This window comes from Anoxybacillus sp. ST70, from assembly GCF_019553625.1.
GTDB classification, from domain to species: Bacteria; Bacillota; Bacilli; order Bacillales; family Anoxybacillaceae; genus Anoxybacillus; species Anoxybacillus gonensis.
The window spans coordinates 1-19,017 of record NZ_JAHZOF010000006.1; the positions used below are offsets into that span (position 1 = coordinate 1).

The following is a 19,017-nucleotide window of genomic DNA, read 5'->3' on the forward strand; positions in this document are numbered from 1 at the left end:
TTGAATGGAGTACACATATCCTCTGCCACGTTTCACTTCTGCCATGTGGTTCACCTCAATAATAGCGCAACATATATCAGAGGAGTTTTAAAGTCAATTCCTTTTAAAACAAGCATTTTAAATCAAACCATACATCGACATATGTCATTTGTTTAAAAAGCCGATTCATCTCATGACTGAAGTCACGAGTGTTCTCGGCTAAAGTCATAAAAAGAAGATTGCATCATATAGAAAATGCCACCTAGTAAAAATAAATACAATAGATGTGACCGCGAAACCTTCCAGTTTTTTTCTTTTAACCATAAGTACAGAAAAAAGAAGAGCGCAGCCAATGCAAAACGTAAAAACAACAAGGTCGTCACAGTGACACCGCTGTCGTATGCGTATAATGCAAAAATGGGAATAAACGCAAATCCTGTTGCCGATAACAATATAAGTCCATATCCTTTCCACATGTTCCTTACACCTCAAATGTAATCATTTTTCACGAGATCATATGTTCGCTCCTTTTTTGATGATGGGGAACATCGCTTTTTCTTGTTTGCTGTAAATGTTAAACAAAATACCGCTAAATACAAACGCCGCTCCAACGATATGGGTCATTGATAAATGTTCATTAAAAAAGATCGTTCCCATCACCGTAGCAGAAATAGGCATCACATTAATGAAAACCGAAGCGGTTGAAGCTCCCACCTTTTGAATACCATTATACCACCAAACGAAGCTGATAGCCGAAACGACAACAGCAACGTATAAAACGCTTAACCACACATCCCATCCACTCATTTTGACAGATGCAAAGGAAGTATAGTATAGCGCAAACGGTGCTAAAAATAACGTTCCAAAACCTGTTGCGTACGTTGTTGCTGCGAGCGGACTATATGTTTTCATTGCCACTTTTCCGATAACAGAGTATGTACTCCAGCTGAGACATGCCCCTGCTAGCACGAGATCGATCGGAGCAACACCAATTTCGATAAGTACGGACGGATGACCATTTGTAATAATATATACCGCTCCAAATACAGCGAGCAACATACCAAATATACTTCTTCCGTTCAATTTTTCCTTCAAAAATAGTGCAGACAACAATGTAATCAACGGAGCATTGACTGCAATGACTAATGAGCTTTTAACAATTGGTGCATATTTTGTAGCTATAAAAAAGAAAATGTTGTATAAAAACACTCCCGTTAAACCGAGGAGCGCTAACACGATCCAATCTTTTCTCGTCGGAGTTGGTCTATTCGGTTCTTTCCAGTACAGTAATGGAAACAAAATCAAACTAGCACCGAAAAAGCGAAAAAAAGCAACTGACACAGGATGTAAAGTCGTCGTTGCTACTTTTCCAGCAACAAAGGCACCACCCCAAATCGTAGCAGTTAAAAACAAAAGAATATACGTTTTTATATTTTTTACTGACACAAAAACATCTCTCCCTTATTCGTAAAATATATATCTTTTAGGGTGGATAAAAGGAAAACTATACTTTAATCATTTTATGCTCTTTTTTATCTGAAAACAATATATTTTCGTTATATTAAGAAAAGAAGCCGGGACGTTTCCTTCCGGCTTCTTGTTTTTCCTCTTATTCTCCTGTTTCGGCAAATCGTTTAATTCGTGCACCAATTTCATCACGGACGCGTTGGAAGACAGCCCATTTTTCTTCTTCTGTTCCTTCTGCTTTTGCAGGATCGTCAAACCCCCAATGAACACGTTTGACATGCGGTGGTGTGACTGGACAATGATCAGCCGCATGTCCACATAATGTAACGACTAAATCGGCTCTGTTTAAAATATCTTCATTGATAACGTCTGATGTTTGATTTGAAATATCGATCCCTACTTCTTTCATCGCTTTGACTGCGTTCGGATTTAAACCGTGGGCCTCAATGCCAGCACTATATACTTCCCATTCATCGCCGAGATATTTTTTTGCCCATCCTTCTGCCATTTGGCTACGGCAAGAGTTCCCTGTACATAAGAAATAAATTACTTTTTTCATCTCAATCGACTCCTTTTAATGAATAATAAGTAACCATATATATAACCCAACGAGAGTAATAAATAACGTTGGGATGGTTAAAATTAAACCATTTTTAAAATAAGTGCCCCACGTGATTTTTACTCCTTTTGTTGAAAGCACATGTAACCAAAGAAGTGTGGCGAGCGAACCGATCGGTGTAATTTTCGGTCCTAAGTCTGAGCCAATCACATTTGCATAAATCAGCGCTTCCCGAATGATTCCCGTCGTATTCGTATCAGCTATCGCTAGCGCATCAATCATGACGGTTGGCATATTATTCATGACAGATGATAAGATAGCTGCGATAAATCCCATGGCAATCGTCGCCATAAACAGCCCTTGATTCGCAGCCGCTTCGATCATATCAGCTAGAATGTTCGTTAATCCGACGTTACGTAATCCGTAGACAACAACATACATCCCGATCGAGAAAAAGACGACAGCCCATGGCGCCCCCTTTAATATTTGTTTCACATGTACAGCCGGACTACGTCTTCCCATCCATAAAAACAATAACGCGACAGCACCAGCAATAAACGAAACAGGGATATTTACAAATTCACCGACAAAATAACCGACTAATAAAACCGCAAGAACGATCCAAGACAATCGAAACATGCGCACGTCTTTAATCGCTTCGTATGGTTGTTTGACATGCGATAAATCATAACGTTTCGGAATGTCTTTTCGAAAATATAAGTAAAGTACCCCGATGCTCGCTGCGAGCGAGAAAAAGTTTGGTACAATCATACGCGATGCGTACTCAGCAAAGCTAATATGGAAGAAGTCCGCAGAGACAATATTGACAAGATTGCTTACAATAAGTGGCAAAGATGTTGTGTCTGCAATAAATCCACTTGCTAAGATGAATGGCAATACGTTTCGTTCATCAAACTGCAATGCACGTACCATGGCTAATACAATCGGTGTTAAGATGAGTGCAGCGCCGTCGTTTGCGAAAAACGCTGCCACAAGTGCGCCGAGAATAGAGACGAATATAAACATGTTCATCCCATTTCCTTTAGCCGCACGCGCCATATGTAACGCTGCCCATTCGAAAAAACCAATTTCATCTAAAATTAAAGAAATGATAATGATCGCAATAAAAGCAAGCGTCGCATTCCAAACAATGTTTGTTACATCTATAACATCTTGGAAATCAACGACTCCAACAAGCAACGCTAATAAGGCGCCCCCGCAGGCAGACCAACCAATGGATAAATTGCGCGGTTGCCAAATGACAAAAACGAGGGTAATAAGAAAAATCAGTGATGCAAGAATAACGGAAAGCAAAAAACCACTCCTCTCTTTTTATTCACACTGCATACGCATTCCTTTTTCCTCAAGTGGACGAATGCGCTCTTTTGGATCTGGCAAATAAGCAAAAATGCTTTGCATCATTGGATAAAACTCATGTTTTTTATTTAGTGAATAAAATACCCACTGCGCTTTTTTTGATTCTTTTACTAAACCGTTGTCTTTTAATTTTCGTAAATGTTGACTAATGGCTGGCTGGCTCATTTGTAACATGTCAACAAGCTCACATACACAGCAGTCTGTTTCGTTCAATATACTGATAATCATCAGTCTAGTCTTATCGCCTAGTAACTTTAACATATTTGCAACTTCTTCGTGATACATATACCTCCCTCCTTCATCCGTTAATCATTATATAATCATATACTTATATGAACAAGTAAAGATTTTGTAAAGAAAAAAGAGCTGATCTATAAGAGATCAACTCTTGTCGCGTAAAACTAATCGTCATCTACCGTCCAAGTCACATTTGTTTTCGAGCGTTGTTGTTTCATTTTTCATTCCCCCTTCAACATGTGTTTGTTTTCCAAATTAAAACAATTGGTACATTGAACATTTTCGATCCATCATCTCTTCTTCAAGTTGATGAATGAGCTGTTCTTGCTTTATTTCTTCAGCCGTCCATATTCGTCGTTGAATAGAAATCGTTAAGAAAAATAAATGAAACTTCATCGCTTGCTCACCTCCTTTCAATAAAAAATCCGCAAGAGAAGATCCCTTTGCGGACTGAAAATAAAAGCCGCAAGGAACAGTACCTTCCTTGCGGCATGTGAGCGCTTATGAAAAGATCAATGATCTTCACACGGGAAGGTTGGACCAGTCTTTCTTTGTTCGATTGTGCAATATGCTACTGTCATTGTCGTCATGGTCCTTCCCTCCTTTTCAAATGATTGGATATAGTAAATTATATACATGATAAGATAAGTTTGTAAATAGATGATAAAAATTTTTCCAAAAAGATTACAAAGATATGTATATGAAAGAAAACAAAAGGTATGCAAGGACAGATGCATCATTTTTTCTCTTTTAAGCAAATTGCCCATCGATGCACGATATATTTTTCTTGTGCTATGCATTACTTTTGACTATGATCAAAAAAGAACATGTAGAAAGGAGAACTTTATGAAACATACAGACATATACATCTTATCTGGATTTCTCGGAAGTGGTAAAACGACATTATTAAAGCGACTACTACAAAATGAAAACGAGCGTGGACGGAAAGTGGCTGTGGTAATGAATGAAATCGGTCAAGTATCTATTGATTCGCATGCCGTTTTAGAAGATGCTGTGTTAAGCGAATTATTAAGCGGCTGTGTATGTTGCACCATTCAAGATCAATTTGAAGTAGAGCTTTATTCCCTCCTTCAAAAACATGAGTTAGATGTCATTTATATTGAAACGACAGGGGTAGCACATCCTGTTGAAGTACTCGATGCGTGTATGTCGCCATTGTTTGCTGGTCGCATTCAAATGGGGGGGATTATTACGACAATCGACGCAACACGTTGGATGAATCGTCAACAACTCTCCATTCCCCTGCAAATGTTGTTAAAAGAACAAGTTCGTCACGCGGATGTATTAATTGTCAATAAGACAGATATATTACGTCCGGATGAACAAGCGAAATTATCGTTTGAATTACAAACGATCAACAGCGAGGCGCGCACAATTTTCACAACGTTTTCTAATGTGCGAATGGAAGATATTCATTTGTTATCGAAGCGGATGAGAAACGAGCATGAGCGAATGAATATCGAAAGACTACGCATTCAAACATACGTACATACATTTACAAGTCCAATTGATTTAGACGTGTTCGAACACTGGGTACGACAACTTCCTGATACTATTTACCGCATGAAAGGATTTTTACGCTTTACTCATACAAGTGGAGTTTATTCCTTTCAGTATGCATACGGCACACCGCTTTATATGAAAGAGGAAATGAATGTCCCGTTACATTTTGTCATGATCGGTGAACAATTGGATAAACAAAAATTAAAACAACAACTCGATGACATGCAAAAAGGAGAAGGTTAATATCCCTCTCCTTTTACTTTCGTCCAAAGTCTGCTTTAATTTCTCCCCATTGCTCGGTTTCCCATTTCATAATTTCATTTGTATAATGGTGCGTGCGCAGCCACGCTTCAGCACGTTCAACAAGTTGCCAGACACGTTCTGTTTCAGCGTTGCGAACGAGCGTTGTATTTGCTTTTTTTCCTTTTACCCATTTTATAGCTGTTGCCGAATCAGAATAAATCGGCAAACTTTTGTTTTGTTGTTGTAACCATGCTAATGCGTGGACAATGGCTAAAAACTCCCCAATGTTATTTGTTCCGATCATCGGTCCAACATGAAACAACTCTTTCCCTGTTTTCGTATGTACTCCTCGATACTCCATCCATCCTGGATTTCCGCTACATGCCGCATCTACGCAAATACTTTCCTCTACATAGTTCGTTGCAAGCACTTTATTTTTTTTCGTTCGGTTTACAAACGGACCAGACGCAAATGCTTGTTCTGCTTCTTCTTTCGATGAAAATGAGCGATATTTTGCCCCTGGAACGCCAATGACGTACGGTTTACACTCGTCCCAAGAAGAAAAAATGCCTGTTTTCGTCCCTTCCCAAACGACATAATATTTTTTCAAATTGTCACATCCTCGCAATTGAAATAAAGAAACAAAGTTGAAGATTACAAAGAAGGAATAAAAGAGGAGATATGGCGGAGGAGGGGGGATTCGAACCCCCGCGGGCTTTGACACCCCTATCGGTTTTCGAGACCGACCCCTTCAGCCGGACTTGGGTACTCCTCCGTATCAGTGGGGTGCCAAAGAAATTATAGCGAAAACATGATTTTTCGTCAATTACCTTTTTTGTTTCTCCATATAGTCAACAAGACCCATTGCACACACTTGTAAATCGAGTTGAAGTATTTTATATACATCAGCATCATCAGGTACTTGCTGTTTGCGCAAAAATGTTTGGATATGATCAAATAAACGATTGGAAACAGCCTCTGTTTTTTCTGTAAACGATTGATTCATTTGCTCATTTACAATCTCATGACCGATTTGTACAAAGAGCGGTAACCAGTAATGAAGTTGATCCCAAACTACTTGTGTATGTGTTGACATACCAAAATGACCAAAATATATTCGCTCTGGACGCAACGTCATAAATCTTTCAATCGATGCGCGCATCGCCTCGGGATCAAATTGATTTGGCGATGTAGACGGCAGGTATAACTCTACACCATACGAAAGCAATTGAGGATAAAAGACACCGGCTGTATCGCCTGTAAAAATGCCGTTACTTTTTTGATCATAAATAGAGAAATGGTGATTTGCATGCCCTGGTGTATGAAGAAACGTTAATGTACGATTTTTTCCGATTTGTAACGTTTCCCCATCTTCTTTTACAATTAATCGCTCTTCAGGAATGGGAACAATCGGGTCAAATAAAGCATCAAACGATTCACCATAAACGGCTTTTGCCCCTTCAATGAGACGAGATGGATCGACCAAATGGCGCATCCCCTTTGGATGAACAAATACGCGAGCATTTGGACAATGTTTTAATAATAATCCAGCTCCACCAGCATGATCTAAATGAATATGTGTAACGATAATATTTTTTACATCGTGTAAATCAATAGAGAGTGCCTCTAGTCCTTTAAGTAAATGCGGGATAGACGGGCTCGCACTTGTTTCAATAATTGTCACTTCTTCTTCATGAAAAACATACGCTCCTGTTCGTTGGGCAGTTTGTAGATCATATAAATCAATAAGTGAAATGCCAAATCCTAAATCAACAGGTTGTCCCATACTTATTCTCCCCTCGTCTGTTCAATAAGTCTAGCGAAATGATAAACAATTTTTGCGGTTAATCCCCAAATGACTTTGTCTTTGTAGTAATAAAAATGTTCTTCTATTTGCCTTGGTCGCCAATTATACTGTCTTCCTCCAGGAATATCGTCAAATGGAAAATCGTCTTCAGGCTTTGGTTCGAATTGAACACGATATATTTGTGGCTTCGTTTCAATAAAAAAAGATAACGGGACGGTAAATACATCTTCCACTTCTTTTTTATTAATTTGCATGTGTGCGTTATTCACAAATGCAACAAACGGATAAATGACCATCCCAAATGGTGAAAGCACATAATCAAGTGGAACGACATGTGTAATATGTTCTGTTTCAATCCCCAACTCTTCACATGTTTCCCGAATGGCTGTTTCTTGTGGATTTTGATCACACGGATCCATTTTTCCACCCGGAAAACAAATTTCACCGGGCTGTCGACGCAATTGAAATGAACGTACTTCAAATAAAACAAACACGTCATCGTGTTGACGGATAAGTGGAAGAAGAACAGCATATGTAGCAAATTTGTCGAAATCCATAATTGTTGGTGTTCGGTGTCGTAATGCATCCATTGCCGTATAAATCATTTTTTCCATTAGTAAACATCCCTTTTCGTAAATACGTAAAACGAAACGATTAGTGCACCAAGCGCCCAAATGGCGAGTACAGTCATTGAAAAAGAAAGTGTCATCCCATCAATCGGTGGCGCCATTCCACTAATGTAACTTGTGAGTCGTAAATTTACCATAAACAAATATTTTGCAGACTCCCACGATGATACCATACTTGATAAAATTGCACCTGAAATAAGAGCAGCTAGCATAATTCCCATCACTGCGGCTGTACTACGTATTAACACGGATAACATAAACGTAAGTGTACCGACGACGAGCGAAACAAAAAAAGCGAGCCCGAATTCAATAAGCAAGTATTTCCATTGGGCAATAAGATGAACAGTTGTTGTATTTAATTCTTCGCCTTGAATCGAAAATCCTGTTAAAAGCGGCAAATTCCATCCACCATATCCAAATACAATGCCAGAGATAGCGTATGATAATAGAGCGACAGAAAATACGATAAACGACGTAGATAAAATCAACGCTATATATTTGCTCATTAAAACTTTCCATCGTTTCACTGGACGTGTCAACAGCAGCTTGATTGTTCCGCCGCTTGCTTCTGACGAAACGAGATCAGCTGCAATGACCATAACGAGAAGCGGTAAAAATAACTCAATGGAGTTTTCAATAAACATGCGCATAAATGTTGGAGCACCGGGTGCCATTGGATTAATATTGTTGTCTAAATAATATTGTTGTTGCTGTAAACGGATTTTAAGAAACTTTTTCCACTCCTCAGAAATTCCTGTTGAGTTTAAGCGGTTTTGTGTGTCGATGATTTGTTGTTGTAGCTGTGTACGCCAATCTGTCGTTCCGATCCGTTCTCGAATCGTTTCGATTTGTTTAAATTGCGCGTATGTAAATAAGCTAACAAGAACAGCAACGATCGCTGCGATAATAAACAAGCGTTTTTTACGAACAATTTTTAACATTTCATTGTATACAAGATTAATCAATCGTTTCCCCTCCCGTTAATTCAATAAATAAGTCTTCTAGTGTTGGAAGTTTGCGTTCAATTCCACTGACATATACTCCTGCTTCAATTAAACGAGCATTGCAACGCGCAATCGTTTCGTTTGATTCATACATTGTCACGAGCGCTCCATCTTTTTCACCAAGCACAGTCGTTTCATTTTGTAGTATTTGTTTTGCTTTATCTACCGGATCAACGCTCCAATATGTCCGAGCTTGTTCTTGTAGCAAATGTTCGACCGTATCAATACGAATAATCTCTCCTTTAGACATAATCGCCACACGGTCACACATGAGTTGTATTTCACTCAATAAATGCGATGAGACGAGCACACTTAACTGTTCTTTTTCAGCAAGCGAGCGAATAAACTGTCTCATTTCACGAATGCCGACAGGATCTAAACCGTTTGTTGGTTCGTCTAAAATAAGCACCGTCGGTTTTCCAAGTAGCGCTTGCGCAATACCGAGGCGTTGACGCATGCCGAGCGAATACGTACGAACAAGATCATGGATCCGATTTTGTAGACCGACGAGTTCAACCACTTCTTGAATGCGATGAGCTGTAATTCCTGGAACCATTCTTGCGAAGTGTTCAAGATTTTCCCAACCGCTTAAATACGGATAAAGTTCAGGGTTTTCAACGATACACCCTATATGTTGGATCGCTTTTGTAAATTGTTTTTGTAAATCATAGCCGCAAATTGAAATCGTTCCAGCTGTCGGTCGAATTAATCCGACGAGCATGCGAATAGTCGTTGTTTTTCCTGCGCCGTTTGGACCTAAGAAGCCGAACACTTCCCCTTTTTTTAACGAAAACGAAAGTCCTTTAATAATTTCTTTTTTTCCGATTGTTTTTCGTACATGTTGTACAACTAACGTTTCTTCCATTATTCTTCTCCTTTCGTTAACGTAATAAGTGAGGCAACACGTTCACCGATTCGTTTATATCCTTCTTTATTAGGATGAAATTTATCTGTATATAAATAGTCGTTTACTTGCAGTTCAAACAAGTCATATGTCGGCACACAAATAATGGATTGATAGTCGGCTGCTACTTCAGATGCTGCATAATTCCAACTACGTACAACGGCAGATGTTTCTTTCCCATTATCTAAATCATTGAACGGATTATATAAAGCAATATAAAATACGGGCGCATCGTTGTTTACTGTGCGAACAAGCTGAAAAATCGTACGTAGCTGCTGGACAAATTTCTCTTTTTCTTTTTCTAATTGCGTAGTGGATAAGTCTCTCAATGCTTCACCACCGCGAAATAAGTCGTTTCCTCCGATCGTCATTAAAATCATGTCAGCTGCTTTTAATTGCCGCTGCACTTCTTTTTGTTTCAGTTGGCTAATCAATTGCGCAGATCGTTGCCCTTTAATGGCTAAATTGGTGAATTGGACATGTTGATTTGTCCGTTTTTTTAGTTCATCTACAACATAGCCAACATATCCTTTTCCTGTCTCATCTCCCGTCCCGCGCGTTAATGAATCGCCAAGTGCGACAATGAAAAGCGCATCGTTTTTCTTTGTGTTTGCCGTTGTTTGCTTTGGTTGTTTTATTGAGGAGGCTTCGTAAAAAAATTGATCTTGAATAGTGACGATTAAACCGATCGTCCATAGCACTGTTGTTGCGGCACAAATCGTTACAATCATTCCGATGATTCGTTTAGACACAATACCACCCTTTCGTTATGTTCTATGTATCATCATAAACGATTTGTTGTTTAAACACATAATGAAAACATGCAAAAAAGCGAGCACAATCGCCCGCTTTTAAAATTTTGCTTGATAATGTTCAATCTCCCAAGCATGAACAGCTGTCCGATAGCTATCCCATTCGTTCTTTTTCATTGCGATATATTCGTTAAATACATGGTCACCTAATGTATGACGTCCAATCGTTCCGTTTTCTAATTCTTCAATCGCTTTCCCTAAACTACCTGGAAGGTTTTCAATACGAAGCTCTTTACGACGTTCATTCGTCATATGGAAAATATCTTCGTCGATTGGTGCTGGGCAAGTGAGCTCTTTTTCTACTCCATCAAGCCCTGCCTCAGCAATAACTGCAAATGCTAAATACGGATTGGCAGATGGATCTGGACAACGAAGCTCAACGCGTGTTGCCAATCCTCGTTTTGCAGGGATGCGAATTAATGCGGAGCGGTTCGATGCCGACCACGCAATATAACAAGGCGCTTCATATCCCGGGACGAGACGTTTATACGAGTTGACTAATGGATTCGTAATGGCTGCGAAACTTTTTACGTTGTGCAATAAACCGGCAATAAATTGATATGCCGTTTCAGATAATTGATTGTCATCCGCTGGATCAAAAAACGCATTTTCTCCATCTTTAAATAGCGAAATGTTTACGTGCATACCTGAACCGTTAATACCGAAAATCGGTTTTGGCATAAATGTGGCATGCAATCCGTATTTTTTAGCAATCGTTTTTACAACCCATTTATATGTTGTGGCATTGTCAGCGGAACTGAGCGCATCTGCATATTTAAAGTTAATTTCATGTTGACCTTCAGCCACTTCATGATGCGAAGCCTCAATCGTAAATCCCATTGCTTTTAATGCACGATAAATGTCTAAGCGAACTCGTTCCCCGAGATCTTTTGGTGATGGCTCAAAATAGCCGCCGTTATCTTGTGGTGTTGTTGTCGGATTCCCATTTTCATCCGTTTTAAACAAGAAAAACTCTAATTCAGGGCCAACGGAGATCGTATATCCTTTTTGTTTCGCTCGTTCAACTGTTTTTTTCAATACGTTACGTGGATCGCCGTCAAATAACGTTCCGTCTGGATTCATCACAGAGCAAAGAAAACGTGCTTCTGCATACCCCTCTTCTACTGTCCATGGTAGTACTGCAAATGTTTGTAAATCAGGGAGTAAATATAAGTCTGAGCGATTGATTGGGGAAAAACCTTTAATAGAAGATCCATCAAACATTATTTTTCCTTCTACTACATCATCTAGTTGTTCTGCTGTCACTGTGACGTGCTTTAAAACACCTTCAAGATCAACAAATTGTAAATGTAATAGTTCCACATGTTTTTGTTTGATGATTTCTTTAATTTGTTCAAGCGTCGAAGTGTTTGTTTGTTCAGAGACGAGAAGTTCACTCATGTTACATTACCTCACATTCTTATGTATAGTTTTATAACATGAGTTTATTATATGGAATCATTCATCATTTTTCAATAGTTTTTTTATCAAATTTTCTGTATTTTTATTTAAAAAAATACACGCTCATCAAGAGCGTGTTGAACAAACAAAAACGACGGAAACCCTACCTCTCTTCCGTCCTTGCAGCTCCGAAGCTGCGCCAGTGAGAATTTGTTTCGTTGCATATAAAAACGGGATCTCACGAAAAGCGAGACCCCGTACGTTTGACTATTTATGCTTTTTGGACGTTTGCCGCTTGCGGCCCACGGTTGCCATTCACGATGTCAAATGTTACTTTTTCGCCTTCTTCCAACGTTTTGAATCCAGTACCTTGGATCGCTGTGAAGTGAACGAATACGTCTGTACCTCCGTCCGTCTCAATGAATCCAAAACCTTTTTCTGCGTTAAACCATTTTACTTTACCTGTGTTCATGTGAAATTCCTCCAAAACAATTTTAAAAATTGACCACCGTTTCATTACTCATAAAACAAAAGCTACACTTTCGCCAAGTCCTTATAAGATGAACCTGACAAAGGTGCAGCTTATAACGATCATTGATATAACGAACGAAATGGTACTTCTTAAGTATATAGGCTTGAAATAAAAATGTCAAATGTTTTTTTATTTTTCTTTCCATTTGATGCTGCAACCGATGCTTGGCTTCTGTTCTTTCGGAACAGGTTTCCCTAAAAGCAATGCATCTAAAGCGGTACGAACAGAAGATCCAGTAACTGGGATTCCGTTACTTGGTCGTGAATCATCGAGTTGACCACGGTAAACACATTGTAATGCACCGTTGAATATGTAAAAGTCTGGCGTGCATGCAGCTTGATATGCTTTTGCTACTTCTTGTGTTTCGTCAAATAAATACGGAAACGGATATCCAAACTGTTCGGCTACCTCTTTCATTTTTTCTGGCGAATCATCTGGATATTTTTCTACATCATTTGAGTTAATGGCAATAAATGAAATCCCTTTTGGTTGATAATCGTTGGCGAGACGGACAAGCTCCTCTTGAACATGTTTAACAAATGGGCAATGATTGCAAATGAACATGATTACTGTTGCAATATCCGATTTGACGTCTTCTAATCGAACGATTTGTCCGTTGATCACGTTGACAAGTTCAAACGATGGAGCTTTCTCTCCTAGTGGAAACATATTTGATTCAACAGCTGGCATACAAATCACCCTTTCTTTTTTCGTTCATTTACTATTATAGCAAAATGTACAAATAACAAAAAATAAGCGAGCTTGAGCCCGCTTATTTTTTGATTAGCTGTCCTCGTGTAACGCCGAGTTGATTAATGGCTTTTAATGTGCGCCATACGCTTGTTCCGCTCCGTTCGCCTTCGAGCGCTTCGCGATATAATGTGATGACTTCTTCTACTTTTTTCGCTGACTCTTCCAAAAACTCGACACGATACGAGCGAACACCAAGGGATAAAAAGTGTGGAATATATTCTGCCCCAGATTGTTCAATGGCATTGTACACTGTATTTCGGCAGCCGATATCCACACGAACAGGATGAAGCATGTCAATACGGTCACGCAACGATACGCGATGTTTTTCACATGGTCGTCCGCAGTTCGTAAAATCGGTTCCTTCACTTAAAAATGTACAGTATACACAATGTTCAGTGTGAAACATCGGTAAATGTTGATGAATAACAATTTCCATATGTTCTGTTGGTGCTGCTTCAAGTAAATCAATCATTTGTTGAATATTTAAATCGTATGAAGGAGTAATCCGATCGAGCCCTCGAGATAAAAACAACTGTGCAGCTAGATGATTTGAGATGTTAAGCGAAAAATCTCCAATTAACGTTTGTTCTATTGATTGATCCGTATAATACTGCACCGCTCCTAAACTACGAACTAAAATGGCATCTGGTTCAGCTTTTAAAATCCCTCTTAAAATTCCATTTTCCCCAGGCATATGAATGCGCGTGGTAGCTAAAGCGATCGGTTTGTTTGTTGCTCGTGCAATCTGCACAGCTTTCGGATAATCGGTTGTAAATTCGAAATCCGCATACACCATTTCTACATCTGTATCACATGCCGCTTCGACTTGTTCGAGCGTACGACAAAGCGCCATTAAAGAAGGGTTCTCTGCTCGTTGTTTTTGTCGATAAGAAGATGTTAAATCAACGGCTTGCTTGATGTATAGCCGCGGACGTTGTCGCTTTTCAATAAGCTGTTCAACGGCTTGTCTTCTTATTCGGTTTAATTCTTTAACCGGAAGAATAACATTACCTGTGATATGCATATAAACGTCTTGTAATTCAAAAATTGTTCCGCCTAATCTCCCGAATTGCTCTTTTATAAAATCTAATGTGAGCGGACGCTTTTGCGCAACATCTAACATTTGCTCTGATTGAACGATTACTTCATTTCCTGTCGTTTCATCGCGCCAAGTTGAAATGAGCGGTTTTCCTGTTTCACCGTACACATGCACAGTTAGAGGAAACAACTGATATGGCCGCTCGGTTTCAAATGTTTTACGCAAACGACGATCAAGCTCTTGATCGCTCGTTTTCCAAATGCGATCTCCGACACGCACGCGCGTTAAATTGACGTCATGTCGACCAGGGACAATTTCAACAAGACCTTTTTCCACTTCCCCCTCCACTTTTTTCCCGTGTTTTCGTAAATCGTATACGCGGCCGCCTTCTTCTTTTTCTTCTGGACGGCCTGCATCAAATACGATGCCATCCCCACGTTTTAATGGGGCTTGCAGTTCACATAAAACACCGTCTTTTAATACTTTTTTGACCGTTCCAAGAAATACACCACGGCTTTTCGGGAATGTTCCATCAACAAGCTGTTTGTTGTTTGTTCCTTTTAAAAAGCCATGTGTAAATCCTCGACTAAAGCTTTGTTGTAGCTCACGTATTTCTTCTGTTGAAGGAGTATAATGGCGTCCTGCTAAATATTCATCAATAGCTTTTCGGTATTTGCTGACAACATTCGCTACATATTCTGGTGACTTTAATCGCCCTTCGATTTTAAACGTACTTACTCCTGCTTCAATGAGTTCTGGAACGAGATCAAGAGCAGCTAAATCTTTTGGCGAAAGTAAATAAGCCACGTTTCCCATTTCTTTTTGCTCGCCATCAACGATTAAATCGTATGGAAGACGACAAGCTTGAGCGCATTCTCCGCGATTCGCTGAACGCCCACCCCACATTTCTGACGTTAAACATTGCCCGGAATATGATACACAAAGTGCTCCGTGAACAAATACCTCTAAAGGAACGTTCGTTTTCTCAGCAATTTTTTGAATATGTGTTAAATTATTTTCACGACCAAGTACAACGACTTCTAAATGGTAAGGCTTTAGAAATTCAACAGCTTCTGGAGATGTAACGGTCATTTGTGTTGATCCGTGAATCGGAAAATCAGGCGACAAATCGCGGATGAGTTTCACAAGTCCTAAATCTTGGACGATCAGTGCATCTACTCCTGCATCTATACATGCTTCAACGAGCTGTTTTGCTTCTTCTAGCTCATTTTCAAACACTAAAATATTAAAAGTAACATATCCACGAACATTGTATTTATGCAAATAAGCCATCACATCTTTTAATTCTTCCATACGAAAGTTTTTCGCCCGTACACGTGCATTATATTTATCCACACCAAAATAAACGGCGTCTGCTCCATTGGCAACAGCGGCACGAAGACAATCCCAATCTCCCGCTGGCGCTAACAGTTCAATTTTTCTCACAGCTAGTCAACCTCTCTATTTTTTATCATGAACAACAATATATTACCGAATATCCTCCTCGTTTGCCAACAAAGAAAAAAAGACCTGAACGTACAGGTCTTTTAATGAACAAATGGAGGAACAAAATCTTTTGAAAACGCTTGAATGTCAATACGACCATTTTTATAGTAAATACCTAAAATATAATCTCCTTCTCTCCAAGTAGCCATTTGTAAGCATTGTTCAATCTTTTCTTTATCGTGAATGACCATTGTTGCTTTTTCTCTCTCAATCATTTCAGGTGTCCAGTCATACTGTGGAACTTGTTTTGTGTTTTTAATAATTTTGATTTCAGCAATATCATCAGCTGTCACTCTCGCTTGTTGTAATAAACCGCGATCTTGTAGCCATTGTTCAATCAGATGGTACGATTTTCTCCATTCTATTCCTTGTTCTTCGTATTTTTCATACAAAATACTAATTGTACCCCAACTGCGATTTATTGTTGTTTCATCAAACGTTTCGTGTAAAAGTTGTTGTTGTAAGACTGCTAAAAATGATTCAATATCAGCACGATCTTGCAAGCGAACGACTTTATCTTCTGAACCAACTCTGATTTGTAAGACATCTTTAAAATTCGTCTTACGTAAAATCGGATAATGATTCTTTTTGAACTCAATGGAATTAAAAATCGGCTTATAAAATTGATTGTATAAATTCGTTGGAACAGTATATTCGCGAACGATTCGTTTTCCATTTTTTAAGTCATAGCCGATAACAACATTACGTCTATCGTTAACTGGATATGTTCGTTGTTCAATAAGGTGTTGATGAAATAAATAAATATTTCTAATATTTTCCTTTTCGTAGTAAAAGGCGTTTTCCTCGTCTATTTCATCGTTTTCCAAAAAGTATATGTGGTCACCGAAATATGCTCGTTCAATTTCGTTTAATGACGGTTGATACGTCTTATATCCAAATAGATCAAATGTAAATAATAAACCAACGATACTGATAAATACCACATATCCGATGTATTCTTTCCAACGACTAAATACACGCCACGTTTTTGCTAAAATCATGCGGGCGATGATGTAACCAAATAATGATGAAAATACGTATCCAAAAATCACCCAACTCATCTTTTGTTGCATCTGTCCAAAATATGCTCCACCGACAAGCATGACACAAAACGTGAAACCGTATGTAAATACCGGGCGGAGTGGGCGAAAGACAATCGCATCTGTTGCCATTTCAATATGTCGTTTTTTGTACAACCATACACTAAGTCCATAAAAAATAAAAGTCAGCACAGCATATATCAATATTTCGAGCGGTTGGATTCGTTCTGTCTCCCAATTTAGTGCTTGAATAAAAGGAATCATCTCATTCAAGCTAGAAGATAAATAATATTCGTATGCAAAGCCGTACAAAAAATATTTCAAATTAAATATAAGTAAAATAAATATTCCAGCAGGGAAGAAAAAGAGAATGTAAGCAAACATGCCTTGCAAAATGGACATGCCAGTAAGCATTCCGACAAACACAGCTCCAGAAAATAATAATAAATTCATCGCGACGGTACTAACAAACCAAATAGCTACATGTTTAAATGAATATAAAGGAACCGGAAGGAACGGCTTCATGACGATTAAACATATTGCAACGATTGTGATGGGCACGATTAAAATAATCATTCCAACAACAATATGTTGAAGAAACAGCACCTCCCGTTTGATTGGCAGACTATGCATGTGGTCAGCTGATCGCTTCACTTGCATATAACGAAATAAAAAAATAGCGAGTAAAATAGGGAGTGTGAACATCAGGGCAAACTGAATGATACTTCCAATATCGAATATGCGCCCTGTTTGATGATGCATAAGCCAATCTTTGTTTTCGCTCATCATAAAAATATGAATAGGCAAAGCAAAAAGTAAACCGATGAAATAAATAAGTGAGACCCAACCGACGTTGCGAACAATTTGAGTAAATATTCCACGATTAAACAAGAATGTTTTCAATGGCATATCCTTGTTCCCCCATTTCATAAATAAATATTTCTTCTAACGTTAATGGTAATAAATCAAACAAAATTGGTTCATGCTTTTGAATATGTGCAATGATCTCTTCCTCTTTTCCACGAACAATACAAAGTAAAACGCTACCACGCTGTTCTTGATAAACAACATCCATGTGTTGAAAAAAAGAAGAAGGAGCTTGCCCATGAAATGCCACTTGGACTTTATGAATATTGGTTTTTAAATTATCTAGCTCTTTTTCAATGATGAACGAACCGTGGTGTAACATGCCAATACGGTCACATAAATCTTCTACTTCAAATAAGTTGTGCGAGGAAATAACAACAGTCATTTCCCGTTCCGCTACGTCCTGAAATAAAATGTTTTTCACTTTTTGTCTCATGACAGCATCTAGCCCATCAAGTGGTTCGTCTAAAATAAGCACATCAGGCATAGTAGAAAATGCTAACCAAAATGCAACTTGTCGCTGCATTCCTTTTGACATGCGGTGAATTTTTTTGTTTACGTCAATTGGGAATAGTTCTTGCATGTTGCGGAAACGTTCTTCGTTCCATTTTGGATATATATGACGATAAAAGTCAGCCATTTGTCGAATTGTTGTATGTGGGAAGAAATAGAGTGCATCAGGTAAAAAAATGATTCGTTCTTTTTGCTTGATGTTTTCGAAAATCGGCTCACCATCAATAGTAATCGTTCCTTTGTCTTGTTTATAAATACCTGCAATCATTTTCATCAGTGTTGTTTTTCCAGCACCATTTGATCCAAGTAATCCATAAATCGACCCTTTTGGGACGGAAAATGTCACATCTTTAATCGCCTCTAATTCTCCAAATCGCTTGCTTACATGATTAATTTGAATCAAGTTCCTCTCCTCCTCGCATCGTGCTTTGTGCACGTTCCACAATCGAAAAAATATGTTCTTTTTTTACCCCGATATAAAATGCTTCTTGACATAGTTTGAATATACTTTCTTCTAGCTGTTTTACTTTTTCATCGTAAATGGCCTTTTTTTTATTAGCGACAAAACTCCCTTTCCCGGGAATAGAGTAAATGTACCCTTCTCTTTCTAATTCTCGATATGCTTTTTGAATCGTATTTGGATTAATCGTTAATTGTTTCGCTAGCAAGCGAACAGACGGTAGTTGCTCATTTGGTTTTAACACATCATGAATGATCATTTCTTTCATTTTTTCTATAAGCTGTTCATAAATCGGTTTTCGGCTTCGTAAATCAAGATCAAACACATCGCCACCTCCTCCCTACCTGTGCTAACTGTAACAACT

20 protein-coding genes and 1 tRNA gene are annotated in these 19,017 nt (G+C 38.7%); 1 reads left to right on the forward strand and 20 read right to left on the reverse strand.

Annotated features, from left to right (window positions below; all coding sequences use genetic code 11):
* Window positions 1-182: 182 nt before the first annotated feature.
* The 6 genes from K1I43_RS09185 to K1I43_RS09210 all read right to left on the reverse strand — a co-directional run bounded on the left by K1I43_RS09185 (window position 183) and on the right by K1I43_RS09210 (window position 4,015).
* A complete protein-coding gene (locus K1I43_RS09185) occupies window positions 183-455 on the reverse strand; it encodes an EamA family transporter (protein WP_019417669.1) in 273 nt (90 codons plus the stop codon).
* A 37-nt stretch (window positions 456-492) separates the two neighbouring features.
* Window positions 493-1,425, reverse strand: a complete 933-nt coding sequence (locus tag K1I43_RS09190; RefSeq protein ID WP_019417670.1) for a DMT family transporter — start codon at window positions 1,423-1,425, stop codon at window positions 493-495.
* A 163-nt stretch (window positions 1,426-1,588) separates the two neighbouring features.
* On the reverse strand, window positions 1,589-2,005 hold the full coding sequence (gene arsC, locus K1I43_RS09195) for an arsenate reductase (thioredoxin) (protein ID WP_019417671.1): 417 nt from the start codon (window positions 2,003-2,005) through the stop codon (window positions 1,589-1,591).
* A gap of 15 nt (window positions 2,006-2,020) precedes the next feature.
* Window positions 2,021-3,319 (reverse strand): arsenic transporter, encoded by a 1,299-nt coding sequence (locus K1I43_RS09200; protein ID WP_019417672.1) that lies wholly within the window; start codon window positions 3,317-3,319, stop codon window positions 2,021-2,023.
* 18 nt (window positions 3,320-3,337) lie between these two features.
* Window positions 3,338-3,667, reverse strand: a complete 330-nt coding sequence (locus tag K1I43_RS09205) for an ArsR/SmtB family transcription factor (protein ID WP_019417673.1) — start codon at window positions 3,665-3,667, stop codon at window positions 3,338-3,340.
* 207 nt (window positions 3,668-3,874) lie between these two features.
* On the reverse strand, window positions 3,875-4,015 hold the full coding sequence (locus K1I43_RS09210) for a YrzI family small protein (RefSeq protein WP_009361250.1): 141 nt from the start codon (window positions 4,013-4,015) through the stop codon (window positions 3,875-3,877).
* 450 nt (window positions 4,016-4,465) lie between these two features.
* Here K1I43_RS09210 and K1I43_RS09215 point away from each other — a divergent pair, with 450 nt between their 5' ends.
* Window positions 4,466-5,386, forward strand: a complete 921-nt coding sequence (locus K1I43_RS09215) for a CobW family GTP-binding protein (protein ID WP_026011670.1) — start codon at window positions 4,466-4,468, stop codon at window positions 5,384-5,386.
* Between the two features lie 13 nt (window positions 5,387-5,399).
* Here the strand turns inward: K1I43_RS09215 and K1I43_RS09220 are convergent, their stop codons facing one another.
* The 14 genes from K1I43_RS09220 to K1I43_RS15940 all read right to left on the reverse strand — a co-directional run bounded on the left by K1I43_RS09220 (window position 5,400) and on the right by K1I43_RS15940 (window position 18,978).
* Window positions 5,400-5,996 carry a ribonuclease H1 domain-containing protein gene (locus K1I43_RS09220; protein WP_019417675.1) on the reverse strand — a complete coding sequence of 199 codons (597 nt, stop codon included), beginning with the start codon at window positions 5,994-5,996 and terminating at the stop codon, window positions 5,400-5,402.
* A 72-nt stretch (window positions 5,997-6,068) separates the two neighbouring features.
* Window positions 6,069-6,161, reverse strand: a tRNA-Ser gene (locus K1I43_RS09225).
* A gap of 51 nt (window positions 6,162-6,212) precedes the next feature.
* The gene (locus K1I43_RS09230) at window positions 6,213-7,172 is read right to left on the reverse strand and encodes an MBL fold metallo-hydrolase (RefSeq protein ID WP_019417676.1); all 960 of its coding nucleotides are present in this window, start codon (window positions 7,170-7,172) and stop codon (window positions 6,213-6,215) included.
* A gap of 2 nt (window positions 7,173-7,174) precedes the next feature.
* Window positions 7,175-7,807, reverse strand: a complete 633-nt coding sequence (locus K1I43_RS09235) for an NUDIX hydrolase (protein WP_009361254.1) — start codon at window positions 7,805-7,807, stop codon at window positions 7,175-7,177.
* Window positions 7,807-8,787, reverse strand: coding sequence for an ABC transporter permease (locus tag K1I43_RS09240; RefSeq protein ID WP_019417678.1), 981 nt, complete (start codon window positions 8,785-8,787; stop codon window positions 7,807-7,809). The genes K1I43_RS09235 and K1I43_RS09240 overlap by 1 nt, the downstream gene beginning before the upstream one ends.
* On the reverse strand, window positions 8,780-9,691 hold the full coding sequence (locus tag K1I43_RS09245) for an ABC transporter ATP-binding protein (protein WP_019417679.1): 912 nt from the start codon (window positions 9,689-9,691) through the stop codon (window positions 8,780-8,782). Before K1I43_RS09245 ends, K1I43_RS09240 begins: the two co-directional genes overlap by 8 nt.
* Window positions 9,691-10,482: an SGNH/GDSL hydrolase family protein gene (locus K1I43_RS09250; RefSeq protein ID WP_026011671.1), complete on the reverse strand. Its 792-nt coding sequence runs from the start codon at window positions 10,480-10,482 to the stop codon at window positions 9,691-9,693. The genes K1I43_RS09245 and K1I43_RS09250 overlap by 1 nt, the downstream gene beginning before the upstream one ends.
* 99 nt (window positions 10,483-10,581) lie before the next feature.
* The gene (gene glnA, locus K1I43_RS09255) at window positions 10,582-11,943 is read right to left on the reverse strand and encodes a type I glutamate--ammonia ligase (protein ID WP_019417680.1); all 1,362 of its coding nucleotides are present in this window, start codon (window positions 11,941-11,943) and stop codon (window positions 10,582-10,584) included.
* Window positions 11,944-12,214: 271 nt separating this feature from the next.
* The gene (locus K1I43_RS09260) at window positions 12,215-12,415 is read right to left on the reverse strand and encodes a cold-shock protein (RefSeq protein WP_003398700.1); all 201 of its coding nucleotides are present in this window, start codon (window positions 12,413-12,415) and stop codon (window positions 12,215-12,217) included.
* Between the two features lie 189 nt (window positions 12,416-12,604).
* A complete protein-coding gene (locus tag K1I43_RS09265; protein WP_026011672.1) occupies window positions 12,605-13,165 on the reverse strand; it encodes a thioredoxin family protein in 561 nt (186 codons plus the stop codon).
* An 82-nt stretch (window positions 13,166-13,247) separates the two neighbouring features.
* A complete protein-coding gene (locus tag K1I43_RS09270; protein WP_019417681.1) occupies window positions 13,248-15,713 on the reverse strand; it encodes a U32 family peptidase in 2,466 nt (821 codons plus the stop codon).
* A 101-nt stretch (window positions 15,714-15,814) separates the two neighbouring features.
* Window positions 15,815-17,722, reverse strand: a complete 1,908-nt coding sequence (locus K1I43_RS09275) for a DUF6449 domain-containing protein (RefSeq protein WP_019417682.1) — start codon at window positions 17,720-17,722, stop codon at window positions 15,815-15,817.
* Window positions 17,697-18,596 carry an ABC transporter ATP-binding protein gene (locus tag K1I43_RS09280; protein ID WP_019417683.1) on the reverse strand — a complete coding sequence of 300 codons (900 nt, stop codon included), beginning with the start codon at window positions 18,594-18,596 and terminating at the stop codon, window positions 17,697-17,699. Before K1I43_RS09280 ends, K1I43_RS09275 begins: the two co-directional genes overlap by 26 nt.
* Window positions 18,583-18,978, reverse strand: a complete 396-nt coding sequence (locus K1I43_RS15940) for a GntR family transcriptional regulator (protein WP_019417684.1) — start codon at window positions 18,976-18,978, stop codon at window positions 18,583-18,585. The genes K1I43_RS09280 and K1I43_RS15940 overlap by 14 nt, the downstream gene beginning before the upstream one ends.
* Window positions 18,979-19,017: the final 39 nt, after the last annotated feature.

What these genes read in the sequence shown, in the direction of transcription:
- K1I43_RS09185 (WP_019417669.1), bottom strand. Translation starts at nt 455, where the DNA reads ATGTGGAAAGGATATGGACTTATATTGTTATCGGCAACAGGATTTGCG.
- arsC (WP_019417671.1), bottom strand. Translation starts at nt 2,005, where the DNA reads ATGAAAAAAGTAATTTATTTCTTATGTACAGGGAACTCTTGCCGTAGC.
- K1I43_RS09205 (WP_019417673.1), bottom strand. Translation starts at nt 3,667, where the DNA reads ATGTATCACGAAGAAGTTGCAAATATGTTAAAGTTACTAGGCGATAAG.
- K1I43_RS09210 (WP_009361250.1), bottom strand. Translation starts at nt 4,015, where the DNA reads ATGAAGTTTCATTTATTTTTCTTAACGATTTCTATTCAACGACGAATA.
- K1I43_RS09215 (WP_026011670.1), top strand. Translation starts at nt 4,466, where the DNA reads ATGAAACATACAGACATATACATCTTATCTGGATTTCTCGGAAGTGGT.
- K1I43_RS09230 (WP_019417676.1), bottom strand. Translation starts at nt 7,172, where the DNA reads ATGGGACAACCTGTTGATTTAGGATTTGGCATTTCACTTATTGATTTA.
- K1I43_RS09235 (WP_009361254.1), bottom strand. Translation starts at nt 7,807, where the DNA reads ATGGAAAAAATGATTTATACGGCAATGGATGCATTACGACACCGAACA.
- K1I43_RS09245 (WP_019417679.1), bottom strand. Translation starts at nt 9,691, where the DNA reads ATGGAAGAAACGTTAGTTGTACAACATGTACGAAAAACAATCGGAAAA.
- glnA (WP_019417680.1), bottom strand. Translation starts at nt 11,943, where the DNA reads ATGAGTGAACTTCTCGTCTCTGAACAAACAAACACTTCGACGCTTGAA.
- K1I43_RS09260 (WP_003398700.1), bottom strand. Translation starts at nt 12,415, where the DNA reads ATGAACACAGGTAAAGTAAAATGGTTTAACGCAGAAAAAGGTTTTGGA.
- K1I43_RS09265 (WP_026011672.1), bottom strand. Translation starts at nt 13,165, where the DNA reads ATGCCAGCTGTTGAATCAAATATGTTTCCACTAGGAGAGAAAGCTCCA.
- K1I43_RS09275 (WP_019417682.1), bottom strand. Translation starts at nt 17,722, where the DNA reads ATGCCATTGAAAACATTCTTGTTTAATCGTGGAATATTTACTCAAATT.